Below are 13574 nucleotides of genomic sequence, written 5' to 3'. Positions count from 1 at the left end.
AACCACGACAGAGTACCTGATTCTCACGACAGAGTACCTGACTCAAGCCCATCTAAAACTGAAATTCATATCTAATACGAAAACCCGGCTCAATTCTGCCGGGTTTTTATTTGCCCCATCTCCCTCCATAACGCTATACTAATCATAGTTTAACTAGAATAGGAGTGTGCGAACATGGCTTTTTATATGTTTGATGTTGACGGCGTTTTAACAGATGAAAACGCTAGACCAGATGAAGATGTTGTAAAACTGATTGAACAATTAGCAAAAGATGAGCACATCCTTTCTTTTGTGACCGGTCGTTCGAGAGGATGGCTTTCTGATCATCTTTTTCCTCTCTTTGATGATGACATTGACTGGTCTTCCCTTTATTGCGTATCTGAACACGGTGCTATAAAAGGACGCGGAACAGATATTTCTTCATGGGATTTGGATGAAGAATATGTGATCTCTGATGAAGTGAAAGACAAGTTATACAAAGTAAGTCAGGAAGAGAAGTATGAAGGTCTGATTCAATGGGACCAAACGAAAGAATCCATGGGTACGGTTGAAGCCGTGCACGGTGATCCTGGAGATAAGGAACATTTAAAGAAAACTCGCGAATCGCTTCAGGAATACGCAGATGACGTACAATCGATTTCTTCTGAATCGGGTAACAAAACCGCTGTCTCGACTTATGGGGTCGATGTGATTCATCCCGATTTATCCAAGAAAATTGGAGCTACGTGGATACTTGATGAAATTCAATCAGCTGAGGAAGTATTTGTTTTTGGAGATAGTAGTGGTGACATGGTGATGGCTGTAACCGCAAGAGAGCATGAATTAGAGAACATTACATTTTACTGGGTTGGTGAGGGCGAGACGCCAGAAGAAGATAACATCACTTCTGTTTCAAGTGAAGCTTCCTATGCAGACGGGACCAAGGAAATATTAGAAAAGCACATTGGCTAATCCAATGTGCTTTCTTTCTGTATTAAACCAGTTCTACTGGGCGATTTTGTTTAATCGATTCATAGCAAGCTTCAATAGCTTTTAAGTTATTCACTGTCGCCTCACCGGAATATAACGGCGTTTGATTGTTTTGAACACAGTTTGCGAAGTGTTCGACCATAAGCGTATATTGCTCACCTTCAACTATTTCTTCTCTCACTTTGCCTTCACTATTCTTAATTTGAATCGTTCCATTTGCTCCCTGAGCATCAGGGCGGTAAGCGTACGGTAGACGAATGCTTCCTTTTGTACCAAGAATCTCATAAGAATTGCTCATCTGGCGTTCGAAACTACAATCAAACGAAGCCGTGACGCCGTTCGCAAATGTTAAGATGCCTGAAGCAGAAAGGTCAACGCCTCCACCTTCCGGAATAGCTGCTTCAGCGTAGACTTTAAGTGGTTCGTTGCCAATGATGAACCGCGACGAATGAATGCAATAACATCCCACGTCCCAAATGCTTCCCCCACCTAGTTCACTGCTGAGGCGAATGTTATTAGGTTTATCACCCAGATAAAATGAAAAATTCGCACGCATATGCTTTACATCACCAATTTCACCGGACGCGATTACATCCCTTACAACTTCGTGCTGAGGGTGGAATTGATACATAAAGGCTTCCATAAATATAACGCCATTTTCTTCACAAGCTTCCACCATCTCCATCGCATCACGAGCTGTAATTGCCGCTGGTTTTTCACAAAGAACGTGTTTCCCTTTCTCAGCAGCTGCAATGGTCCATTTTTTGTGAAGCGTGTTTGGAAGCGGAATATAGACTGCGTCAATTGAATCATCCTCCAACATCGCTTCATAACTGTCATGATAATGTGGAATGCTCATTTCCTCTGCAAATTCTTTGGCTTTGCCACTGCCACTTGCTACGCTCACAACTTCAGCACCACTAGCGTTTTGAATCGCAGGGATTACCGCTTTCCTTGCAATATTCGCCGTCCCCATTATTCCAATTCTCAATCCCATTTCATGCACTTCCCTTCTATGTACTTATTACTAATTTTACCATTATGTTGAGTAAACTTCCCTGATGATGTTTCTATTTACCTTTCATCTACCCCCAACGTAACATGTTATAAACCGAAACATTAAGTAATCCCTTTAATCCCCCCTTTTGATTATAAGGAAAACAAGAGCCGGCCTCGTATAACGAGGCCGGCTCTTTTCATTAATCAACAAAACGTCGAATCACTTCAATGAGTTCCGGACGAATGTGTTTTTCTAAATCCTTAATTTGTGATTGATTGCGATATTTTTTCTCAATAATATCGCGCTGTTTACTATTTTCAAGCATCCAATGCAACCATTTACTGTCAGCCGTTTCGGTGAATGCTTCATTATGTTCATACTTATCATGAAGGTCTTTCAATAAATGCCCAAGACTTTTTTCTGGGTGTTCATTCCAATAGGTTCTCAAGGCATCGCAAAGGATTTCAATTTCTTTCTTTTCGTGCAAAAAATCCCCTCCTCTTAATTGACTATTCTACCACCAAAATTGATTTATTCCGAAAATACACTACTCTTGATCAATTATTTAAATCATACCATATCTTCACTAAAAATATTTTCTCGTTAGGAAAAAGTCACCTTCTCAATATGAGAAGGTGACCAGTAACTTAGTTTATCTTCTGAAAAATGTCGTTCATAACGCCTTCAGATATGGCTCCCGTTCCCCCAAGCAAATACATACTTTGGGCAGCTTTGTTTTCATCAAGATAACGACTTACACTTGCTGGTAATTTCTCTTTTTGAGTTAAAATCACTGGAGCACCCATGGCTGCTGCCAGAGAAGAGCCCGGCAGTGCATCAATAAATACATCACCATTAGCAAAGAATAAGTTCGAGTTTTCAAAGTCTAATGTTTTTGCAACCTCGACACTTGTTAAATAGCGATCTTTTCCTGAAATTCGAAGTGTATTGACTCCTGAATTCTCAAGACCACTTTTAATAGAATCAGAAATGGCACCTGTGCCACCTATTAAGGTTGCCTGTGTAATGTTGGTGGTTTCTACATAGTTCTTTGTATAATCACTCAACGCCTTTTGACCGGTTAGCAAGATTGGAATTTGTTTTGCAGCTGCATAAGAAGCAATTGATAGAGCATCTGGTGAAGAGTCATTTCCTGAAGCAAGGATCGCCTGATTAAACCCGCCCACTTCTTCAGCAATTTCTACGGCAGTCGCGTAGCGGTCCTTTCCACTGACACGCTCCACTTCTTGTACATAAAGCTTTTTCTCTAAAGTCGATTTGATATTTTCAGAAACAGCACCTGTACCGCCTAGAATATAAACTTTCTTCGGCTGAAGGCGATCTATTTCCTGTTCCACACTTTCTTGTAAAGCGTTAGAAGGTGTTAATAGCAATGGCGCATTGTACTTTTTGGCAAGTACACTCCCCGTTAAAGCATCAATGGCAACATCTCCGCGACCAATTACAACAACTTCAGAATGGTTCTGCCACCCGTATTTCGAAATGGCCACACTCGTATCATAACGACTTTTTCCATACAATCTTTCCGATGTAATCGTCGTTTCTTCTTGCACTAAATTCGTATTCGGATAATAGAAAGATAAGATTTCATCAAATGTGCGACCTTCTTTTGACTGCTGATAAGCACCATATTGACTCATGCCAATCCCATGTCCAAAGCCACTTCCATTAACTACATAAGAGTCGGATTTTGCATCAATTTGTTGGATATAAGGACTTTTCATAATTGAAGTGCCAATCATAAAGCGAAGATTATAGGATGTATCTTCAATCTTCATCGTATGCTCTTTTAACAAACCTTTTTCATCTTTATCAAAACCACTATCTTTTTTGAGGAAGTACTTGAATGTCATGCTTCCTTTTAAAATATCATTAGAAGTAAATGGTGGAAGAGTAAAAGTAAGATTCGTTATTTCTGTAATTTTAATTTCATCCGTTGAGTTGATTTTACCTTCTTTTTTGAGCCAAGATTTCATATTCGTAATTTCTGCCGCATCAGAGCTCAGTTCATTCGTCTTAGTCCACCAGGATTCAGGATTTTTCAAATCCAATTGACCAGTGTCGATTTGTTTTTTCCCTATTGTATAATTCCAACTATCGTATGGCGATAGTTTAGCGTCATACGGATCGGCTTTTGTTTGAAGGTAAGGAATTAACTTGCTCCCCCACGAATTTGTATTCGACATCACCATACCACCATTTGTAGAGGAATAAAAAGCACCTATGTACGTGTCACCACTTTTTAGTGTTTTTCCTGCAGTTTCATTAATGGCAATATTTGTAGTTGAATACCAATCATAGCCTTTATAAACTTGACTAGACTGGCTATCCGTCAAGTTATCTTTTCGAGGAAATGCAAATGTCCTCGCCGCAACTGCTTGTGCTTTTAAAGCTTCCATTCCTCCGTTCGTTCCCCAATAAGCTGGCATTTCACTAGGCACTACGCCTTTTAAATATTCTTCCATCGGAAGTGTATTAATGGGACGAATGTATTTCCCATCAACCGTAAATTTCATTTCACCTAGATACCTTTTATCACCGATTGCGACAAAGCTATCCATCGCATTTGTGATGGTAGGTACAAGCGTCATTGCACTCCCAAAGTTAGCTAACTTTGTGTTTCCTCGGTAAAGCACCACATCGCCTGATTCAGCTTTGACACTGTACTCCCCCGCGTTGGAACTTTCAATTTCAATTTCACTACCTTGAATTTGATAACTTCCTGTTACATTGAACTTTAAAACCGTCGTATCTTTCACATAGTTTACTAGTTTAACGGTAACTGTTTCTCCCGCTGCCTGCACACCATGCATCGACAAAGAAAATGCTAAAATGCCAACCAAAAGTGACGTCAAAAGTTTCAAATCTTTTCCCCCTAAGATTTTTTAAGAAAATATTAGTTCTATTCTCCCTTTTTAACACTTTAGCATAATTTTTACATTAAAATAGTCACTAAATGACGAATCTTACAAAAATAACATAGAATACCTATAATTAATGTCGAAAAAACTAGGTAATTTAACCTATAAACACACCTGAAAACGTTACTTTTGCTCATAACAAAAGCTCTTGCTATGCAAGAGCTTTCTGTAACCGGCATAAATACCACAATTTCATGAGGAAGATACTATGTAGGCACCCCGCTATATCAACGAATACGTCTGTTAAGAGCGCTGTCCGATTTGGCATAAACGCTTGTATAAATTCATCTGTCACCGCAATAAATGTAACAATTAAAAGGACAAGGATTATACTATAAATGGAGTCTCTCGCTTTAAATAAGTGAAACAAGCAAATTGCTAAAAAGCTGTAAACAAAAAAATGACCGATTTTTCGTATGATAAAATGAGCAAAACCACTTTCGCCATTGTTTAATAAACTTACTGTTAATGGACCATACTGAAGTTCTCTTGTTTGGATAAGCTGCGCAAGTCCGTTAACAATAATCGGCGCAGGCTCATGTCCAAGTAATGTAAGTGAGGCGATACACGAAAGAACAAATCCGATACCGAGCCAGAGCTGGATACTCACCATCACAATTGTACGAGATAAAGTCATATCCTCCGCCTCCTTTTCAAGCACATTACAGTCTTACCTGAATAGGAGTCGTTTATACGGATGCTTCTGCCATTTCCTTTAACTTAGCAGCTCTTTTTTCTAGAAGGTTCTTCATATATTTTTTAAGAAAGAGACCGTTAGCGATACTGCCTAAAATCCCCAAAGGCGCTTTATATGCAAATTGATCGATCATTAGCGTTACACCGTTCAGATCTTCAAAGCGATGGGTATGAACAAACGATTTAAATGCACCTTTTGTCATTTCATCAATAAACCAGTCGGGTTCATTCATCCCTGTAATTTTAGCTGTTAACCGTTGCTTCACTCCAAAATGAGTGGCTTCCCATGTAACGGTATCCCCTTCCTCCATTAATCCTTCTGTTACTCCCTCAATCGCTTTTTCCTTTGTTTGCTCTGTACTTTTCACATGCGCCTCGACATTTCGCGCATAATCAAAACACGCTTGAACTGGTGCATCAATAAGTGTTTCTAAATAGATGACAGGCATCGTGAGTTTCTCCCTCCAACTTTTAACCTAAGTAACAACCTAAATTATTGAAAAAAAGTAGGTCATAACGATTATTTCTTATAAATCGACAAATTATCCTAAAACCATTAGGCATGTGAGCCGATAACTTAATTATACAGTTCCATGACATCTTCTACTTTAGTTACCTAATTTTCTGTAAAGATAATAGACCGGGCTCGTATGAAGCGGAAATGGAAAGCCCCTGAAGAAGTTTACTATCAAAAAAAGCGCAAGGAAAAGATGCTTTTCCTTGCCCTTCGTCTGTTAACGATTTTATTAGGAATAACCATTGCTGTTCTAACAAAAAGATCATATGATTCAGCTTTCCTTTTTTCGTGATCGTCTAGGTGCTTCAGGGTTTGGAATACTCTCTTTAGGAGTTTGATTATTCGTTAACGCAGCGTTCGATTGTGCTTTTCGCTTTTTCATTAAGACCAACCTCCCTTCCACTTTTAGTCTTATCTATCATGATTTTTTCATGCGTAAATGGGTGAAAAAGCCGATCGTATTTACTGTAAAACGATTATTATTTTAATCGAGACGATTCCATCCGACATTGGGAAACCTTCTTTACAAAATCTTCATAAAGGAAAGCAGTTTATCAGCATTTTCCCAATATACACGGTAAACAGAATAGGTTATACTTAGAATTGAAGTCATTTTTCGACAATTTTTACTTTTTCATGACACCGTTTACTTGATGACTACTTATAAATGTTCGAATCGTACGAGAATGGCAAAATCATTGAAAAGTGATGACGCAAAGCTATAGGGACTTCACGGACTGTTTTATCCGACAGTCAGCCAGCTGCCGAATACGGCCTCCGCTGCGATTTCAGCAAGAACCAGGGGGAGATTTGATTATGAAAGAAACATGGCTAACGCCTGAAGAAATCCAATATCGAAGACAGCGTAAGGAGAAGATGATTTATCTTTTGCTACCTGTGTCTGCTATCGTCATTGGAGCGGCTATTGCCTTTCTCACGCAAATGACTTACTAATCCCGAAAGAAGAGAACGATCGTTCTCTTCTTTTTATTATGAAAAAAAGATAACCCCTTTAGGTTATCTACTTCGTGTGTTCTTAGTTGTGGTTGATTTATGTAACCTTTTTACACCCATGAACAGAAGGCGAATGGCTAAATAGACGAGGAACAAAACGATAAATCCCTGTAACCCTACTACTGCATCGGCAAATTCCATATTTCCTCTGCCAGTGATTTTCTGCTGAATCTCAATGGCAAAGACGATCACGAGCAATACTGTTAGTGTATAAATGAAGGAAATGGCTGTGATGCTCCATTTTGAAAGCAAACGAAATATAAATTGGACAACGACAAATCCTCCCATTCCCATTAAACCAATGATCCAGAAATGGAGATCCTTATCAGTGACCGAAAAACCCATCCCGTTCATGATACCAATGACAATGTCATGAAACTCATTAACAATCGCCACAATCAACTTAATAAATTCTCCCATATCACACAATCCTTTTTGAGCAACTTTAATCTAGTCATATTAAGGACCAGTGATTCGCTTCTGTTTGGTTAACTACCATTTTAAAACAAAAATTATTTCTTTAGTGTTTCTGCACTATAAAGATAATCCTCATTATTTGCCAGGATTTTTGTAAGATCTTTTCCGCAATAAGGACAAATCCATTCTCCTTGATAATTGCTACTATACGAAGGCTTTTGACATTTGTCACATGTTTTCTCTACCATCTTATCACTCCATTCAATCGCATTTAAAAAAATGCTAGTTGTTATCCTTCTAAGCATACCAACAAACATATTTTACCAAAGTAAATGATTTTTTCAAGTATTAATATTCTGAACTCGAGACATTTAACTGTTAACATACAAAAAAATAATGAGATAAGCAGCATAAGCTGTTAACCTCATTAATTAATAGAAAAAGACTTGTTTCGTTGATTCATTGTAGGACGGCCGATTGACACATAGTGGATGGGATATTTCTCTACTTCACCTAACGAATAACAATTTCGACCATCAACAATAATAGGAGAAGTCATCCACTTCACATAGTTACTTAAGTCAAGTGTCTTAATTTCATTCCATTCCGTTAGAATCAGCGCCACGTCTGCTTCTTCTAACGCTTCGATTAACGAAGCTTTATAGAGGACATCTTCTGGTAAATGTTTTTTTGCATTCGCCATGGCAATTGGATCATAAGCAATGATTTCAGCGCCGTGCTTCTTTAAAGCATGCGCAATCGGAATAGACGCTGCTTCCCGCATGTCGTCAGTGTTAGGTTTAAAAGCGAGCCCTAGTAAGGCTACTCTTTTCCCTTGTAGTTCTCCCACTGCCTCAACGGTTTTTTCAATTAATTTCTTTTGCTGAGTATGGTTCACTTCAATCACTGACTTAAGTAATTTAAAGTTATGCTGATTGTTGCCAGCCAATTGCACGAGCGCGTTCGTATCTTTTGGAAAACAGGAGCCACCATAGCCAATTCCCGCTTTAAGAAACTGCTCACCAATTCGACGATCTTTTCCCATGCCAAGCGCAACATCCTCAACGTTTGCCCCTACCTTTTCACAAATTGCAGAAATTTCATTAATAAAGCTAATCTTTGTAGCAAGAAACGCATTGGACGCATACTTAATCATTTCTGCACTATTAAGATCGGTGTGATAAATCGGCAGTTCAAATGGTTCGTTGATTCGTTCTAACACACTAGCTGCTTCCTGATTATCCGCTCCAATGACAATGCGATCCCCATGAAACGTATCGGAAACAGCTGATCCTTCTCTAAGAAATTCGGGATTTGAAACAATGTCGACTTTTATTTCATTTATTGACATACTCTCAATTAATTCTTTTATTCGGGCATTCGTTCCAACTGGGACCGTACTTTTTGTAACAACAATAACATTATTTTGGAATGAGCTTGCAATATCGTAAGCAGCCTGTTCAATGTATTGTAAATCAGCTGTTCCATCAGGAAGCTGGGGAGTTCCTACAGCAATGTAGATCACTTCCACTCCGTCAAAACCCTCCTGATGAGAAGTAGTGAATTGGAGCCGACCCTTTCGCAAATTTCTTCTCATCATATCTTCTAAGTAAGGTTCGTAGATTGGTGAATGACCATCTTCCATCATCGATACTTTCATATGGTCCTTATCAATGCACGTGACACAATGTCCTATTTCAGCAAGACTAACGCCTGTGACTAAACCGACATAGCCAGCACCAATTACAGCGATTTTCATCACAAATCTCCTTTTCATTATGATTTCCTTTTTAGTATAAGTGCGCCTGAATCATTTCAGGCCACATTCACTTGATCAACACAAAAAGTTAACATTTTTTCTATAAACCACTCCCTATTATGCATGATTTTCGGTATGATAGGGATTAAATTGCTTAAGAAAGAAAGTGGAAAATAGATGAAATTCATAACGAAGAGGAAGTTTTCTTTTTTGGCCATTGCGATGATGGTTATTCTTTTCATATCGTCCCATACCCCTTATCAAAAGCAAGATGTGAAACCCTTTTTTAAGGGAATGGTCTCGATTCAAGAGGAGGACTTGCCTCCGATTGCATTCACTTATGATGGGGCGCTTGTTACACCGTCAGCGCCATATGAATACGTCGAGTTTTTTCTTAGAAAAGGTGCCCATGTTGTCTCGTTCGGTCTGCTCGCATTTTTATGTATCATGGCATTAAAAGAGCAGAATAAAAAAGCACCGATTTTCCTTGGCTCAATCCTGGCATTTCTTTATGCGCTGTTTGATGAATTTCATCAAAGTCTCGTTGAAGGAAGAACGGGTCATTTAATTGATGTTTTTGTTCCAGATTTGCTCGGTATCCTGCTTATCCTCATGCTTTTTCTCATTTTCTCACAAAAGAAAAAACACGGTCAAAAGCCCCGCCAATGATAGCGGGGCTTTTGAAGCAATAGGCTAAATATCTTGTCTCATTTCAGATGTGCGTGACTTATCATTGACCTTCTCTTCGTTCTCCGTATCTTTCCCCATCCCTTTTAAAAAGGTCATCAGAATGGTAAGCGATCGGTTAATTTCAGGGTCCTTTAGGGCACGAAGTAGATCAAAATACCCTGTTTTCTCCATTCCCTCTGAATGCTCTGCTACATTCTCAATCCCCGCATTTACTTTTAATAATAAGGGTTCCAGATCCTGCACGTTAATTTTACCAGCTGCCCCAAAGAGAAGCATAAGGTTTTTTAATGCAGTTGTATTCTCAGGAACATTTAATAAATCAACGATAACTTTTAAAACGCGATCTCCTTCACCAAACATACCATTTAAGAGAGTGAGTATACCACGTTCCTTCATTCCACCTACCACATTTAATGTTTCAAGAAGGGCATCTTTATTTTCAATCAACGCATCTTCAATTTCCTTCAGATCATTCGCTCGCTTCTCTTCTTCTGAAACTTGGATACGCTTGATTTGCTTAATGGCTTTTGCCATAATTAATGCCCTCCTTTTTCACCATTTCTCCAGGGAAGAGATAATCTTTCCTTGCCCATTTCCGCTCAACCATGACACCTTTTTGAGGCTGTGGATTTCCAAAGCGATGATTCACCTTAGGAAGGGGCGAAGTGCCTTTGTCTTTTAAAATTTCCATTTTTGCTTTTACTTCTTTATATACAGGAGTATCCGTATCTTTATCGGCATAACTACTCGTTAATAAATTAATTGCCGCATCATCCTGATCATTCAATGGAATATAAACTTCTTTCCCCTGCACGCGATCCGTCACAAGACACTTAATTTTCACGGCGCCATACGGCGAAGACAATCTCACCAACGTTCCGTCAGTTAGCCCTCTTTCTTCTGCCAATTCAGGAGAAACTTCAACGAACGTACTCGGTGTTTTCGCTTTAATGCCTTCGTTTTGGTACGTCATATTTCCTTCATGGAAATGTTCCAACAGACGACCGTTATTCACATGAAGATCATACTGCTCATCGTATTCAATTGGCTTCGTCCACTCAACAGGGAATAGTCTTGCTTTTCCATCTGGAAACGGAAAATCCTCTGTAAATAGAAGCGGTGAATCTGTGCCATCTGCTGCAACTGGCCACTGCTGACTCTTATAACCTTCGAGTCGCTCATAAGAAACGCCTGCAAACATATCTGCAAGTTGAACAGCTTCAGCCATAATGTCACTCGGGCTGTCATAATCCCAGCCTGCTCCCATTTCATTAGCAATCTCCATAATAATTTGCCAATCCGGCTTCGAATCTCCAAGTGGCTCTAGCGCCTGATAAAGACGTTGGAAGCGTCGTTCCGTGTTCGTGAAGGTTCCTTCCTTCTCAAGACTAGGACTTGCCGGTAACACAATATCTGCAAATTGAGCCGTTTTTGTAAGGAACAAATCTTGGACAACGAAGAAATCAAGCTTCTCAAAAGCAGCGTGAACATGATTGATGTTTGAATCTACGATTCCCATGTCTTCTCCTTTTAAGTACATTGCTTTTAGTTTCCCTTCATGAATGTGTTCAACCATTTCATGATTATTTAAGCCGATTTCTTCCGGGAGTGGCGTCCCCCATGCTTTTTCATATTTATCACGAACTTTTTCATCTGTCACATTTTCATAACCAGGCATTTTATCCGGCATGCTTCCAAAATCACTTGCACCCTGCACATTATTATGTCCGCGTAGTGGATAAGCACCTGTACCAGGTTTTCCATAGTTACCAGTGACAAGAAGGAGGTTTGAGATCGCCGTACTCGCATCAGAGCCACCGCCATGCTGTGTGACACCCATAGCCCAAAGTGCAACCGTTGTTTTGGCTTCGTGAATCATTTCCGCGATTTGAATTAATTCCGCCTCATCGATCCCGGTTACTTCAGATGCATAGCTCATTGTGTATTTCTCGAGACTAGCAATGTAGTCATCAAGACCGTTAACGCGATCTTTTAAGAAAGCTTCATCTGCCCAGCCTTGATCAATAATGTATTTAGTTACTGCCGAAAGCCAGACAAGATCAGAGCCTGAAGATGGACGAATGAAAAGATCAGATCGCTCGGCCATTTCATGTTTTCTAAGATCGGAAACAATGAGCTTCTGTCCGTACAATTTGTTCGCACGCTTCACGCGCGTTGAAAGGACTGGATGAGATTCCGATGTATTTGATCCGATGACAATAACAAGCTCAGACATTTCGATATCTTTAATCGAACCAGCATCACCACCGTGGCCAACTGTACGGAATAACCCAACCGTTGCCGGAGTTTGGCAATAGCGCGAACAGTTATCGATATTGTTCGTACCGATCACACTTCTTCCAAACTTCTGCATTAAGTAGGATTCCTCATTCGTACACTTAGATGAACTAATAAAAGAAAGAGCATTTGCCCCATGATTTTCCTTTACATCAGAAAACTTTTGACTAATCAATTTCAGTGCTTCTTCCCATTCCGCTTCTCTAAATGAATCCCCTTCACGAATCAATGGCTTTGTTAAACGTTCTTCACTGTTCACATAATCCCAGCCAAATTTCCCTTTGATACACGTGGAGATTCCATTAGCAGGGGCCTCTACCTGTGGCTCAACTTTTAAAATATCTCGCCCTTTTGTCCAAACATCAAAGCTACAGCCGACACCACAATAGGTGCAAACGGTTTTTGTTTTCTTGATCTCATTTTCTCGCATTGCGGATTCCATATCAGAGATCGCTAGGATTGAATTATAGCCTGTTTCAACATTTTTCGTTAGCTCAATCATTGGGCGAAGGGTATCCTGTTGAATGCTTGTTAATAATCCTGCTTCTCCTTCCATCCCCTTTTCCATCATCGCATTACACGGGCATACGGTTGAGCAATGTCCGCAAGAAACACAAGAAGATTCGTTAATGGGAACATCGTTGTCCCAAATCACGCGTGGGCGTTCTCTTTCCCAGTCAATCGTTAATGTTTCTGTCACCTGAACATCCTGACAGGCTTCCACACAGCGGCCACAAAGAATACATTGATCAGGATCATACCGGTAAAAAGAATTGGAGTTATCGACTGGGTCTGGTTTTTGTTCAAACGGGATCGCCTGGTGATTCATTTTCATTTGTTTTACTGTATTATGTACTTCACATGTCCCGTTATTGTAATCACAAACAGTACAATAGAGTTCATGATTATGAAGAATACGATCCATAGCAATATTCTGTGCTTCTTTAACGTGTGTAGCTGTTGTATTGATACTATCTCCATTCGAAATAGCCGTTGAACAGCCTCTAACAATTTCACCGTTCACTTCCACCATACAAGTATCACATGTTTCAATTGCCCCTAGACTCGGATGGTAGCATACGCTAGGCAAATCCAGATTATTTTCATTAAGTGCTTCAAGCACGCTTTTTTCACTTGATACGGCTACACTCTCTCCGTTAATCGTTACGTGGATGGAATCCGACAAATGACATCACCCTTTTTGTTATTTTCTAAATCACTTATTATTTCTTTCCCTACTTTCATATGATTTAGACAATATTTTCTAAAAAA

At 39.6% G+C, this 13574-nt stretch carries 12 protein-coding genes and 1 riboswitch; of the genes, 3 read left to right on the top strand and 9 right to left on the bottom strand.

Features of this window, described 5'->3' with window-relative positions:
- Positions 1-174: 174 nt before the first annotated feature.
- On the top strand, positions 175-951 hold the full coding sequence (locus LCL91_RS09890; protein ID WP_224882065.1) for an HAD-IIB family hydrolase: 777 nt from the start codon (positions 175-177) through the stop codon (positions 949-951).
- A gap of 22 nt (positions 952-973) precedes the next feature.
- Here the strand turns inward: LCL91_RS09890 and LCL91_RS09885 are convergent, their stop codons facing one another.
- From LCL91_RS09885 to LCL91_RS09865, 5 genes are all read right to left on the bottom strand, one after another.
- The gene (locus tag LCL91_RS09885; protein ID WP_224882064.1) at positions 974-1966 is read right to left on the bottom strand and encodes a Gfo/Idh/MocA family protein; all 993 of its coding nucleotides are present in this window, start codon (positions 1964-1966) and stop codon (positions 974-976) included.
- A 202-nt stretch (positions 1967-2168) separates the two neighbouring features.
- Positions 2169-2456, bottom strand: coding sequence for a hypothetical protein (locus LCL91_RS09880; RefSeq protein WP_224882063.1), 288 nt, complete (start codon positions 2454-2456; stop codon positions 2169-2171).
- 160 nt (positions 2457-2616) lie between these two features.
- Positions 2617-4854: a cell wall-binding repeat-containing protein gene (locus LCL91_RS09875; protein WP_224882061.1), complete on the bottom strand. Its 2238-nt coding sequence runs from the start codon at positions 4852-4854 to the stop codon at positions 2617-2619.
- A gap of 208 nt (positions 4855-5062) precedes the next feature.
- On the bottom strand, positions 5063-5548 hold the full coding sequence (locus LCL91_RS09870) for a VanZ family protein (RefSeq protein WP_224882059.1): 486 nt from the start codon (positions 5546-5548) through the stop codon (positions 5063-5065).
- 52 nt (positions 5549-5600) lie between these two features.
- Positions 5601-6056: an SRPBCC family protein gene (locus LCL91_RS09865; protein WP_224882057.1), complete on the bottom strand. Its 456-nt coding sequence runs from the start codon at positions 6054-6056 to the stop codon at positions 5601-5603.
- A gap of 746 nt (positions 6057-6802) precedes the next feature.
- Positions 6803-6893: riboswitch (cyclic di-GMP riboswitch) on the top strand.
- A 47-nt stretch (positions 6894-6940) separates the two neighbouring features.
- Between LCL91_RS09865 and LCL91_RS09860 the strand changes: the two genes are divergently transcribed.
- Positions 6941-7078 carry a hypothetical protein gene (locus tag LCL91_RS09860; protein ID WP_224882055.1) on the top strand — a complete coding sequence of 46 codons (138 nt, stop codon included), beginning with the start codon at positions 6941-6943 and terminating at the stop codon, positions 7076-7078.
- A gap of 63 nt (positions 7079-7141) precedes the next feature.
- On the opposite strand, the gene LCL91_RS09855 is transcribed toward LCL91_RS09860, so the two are convergent.
- Both LCL91_RS09855 and LCL91_RS09850 read right to left on the bottom strand, forming a co-directional pair.
- Positions 7142-7558 carry a hypothetical protein gene (locus LCL91_RS09855; RefSeq protein WP_224882053.1) on the bottom strand — a complete coding sequence of 139 codons (417 nt, stop codon included), beginning with the start codon at positions 7556-7558 and terminating at the stop codon, positions 7142-7144.
- Positions 7559-7982: 424 nt separating this feature from the next.
- A complete protein-coding gene (locus tag LCL91_RS09850) occupies positions 7983-9314 on the bottom strand; it encodes a UDP-glucose dehydrogenase family protein (RefSeq protein WP_224882052.1) in 1332 nt (443 codons plus the stop codon).
- 177 nt (positions 9315-9491) lie between these two features.
- Between LCL91_RS09850 and LCL91_RS09845 the strand changes: the two genes are divergently transcribed.
- A complete protein-coding gene (locus LCL91_RS09845; RefSeq protein ID WP_224882051.1) occupies positions 9492-9983 on the top strand; it encodes a VanZ family protein in 492 nt (163 codons plus the stop codon).
- A gap of 24 nt (positions 9984-10007) precedes the next feature.
- Here the strand turns inward: LCL91_RS09845 and LCL91_RS09840 are convergent, their stop codons facing one another.
- Positions 10008-10538 carry a DUF1641 domain-containing protein gene (locus LCL91_RS09840; RefSeq protein WP_098445098.1) on the bottom strand — a complete coding sequence of 177 codons (531 nt, stop codon included), beginning with the start codon at positions 10536-10538 and terminating at the stop codon, positions 10008-10010.
- Complete coding sequence (gene fdhF, locus LCL91_RS09835) at positions 10522-13488, bottom strand: formate dehydrogenase subunit alpha (RefSeq protein WP_224882049.1); 2967 nt, start codon at positions 13486-13488, stop codon at positions 10522-10524. Before fdhF ends, LCL91_RS09840 begins: the two co-directional genes overlap by 17 nt.
- Positions 13489-13574: the final 86 nt, after the last annotated feature.

This window comes from Guptibacillus hwajinpoensis (assembly GCF_020171785.1).
GTDB lineage: Bacteria > Bacillota > Bacilli > Bacillales > Guptibacillaceae > Guptibacillus > Guptibacillus sedimenti.
The sequence above is the reverse complement of the archived record's forward strand: the minus strand, read 5'-3'. Positions and strand labels throughout refer to the sequence as shown.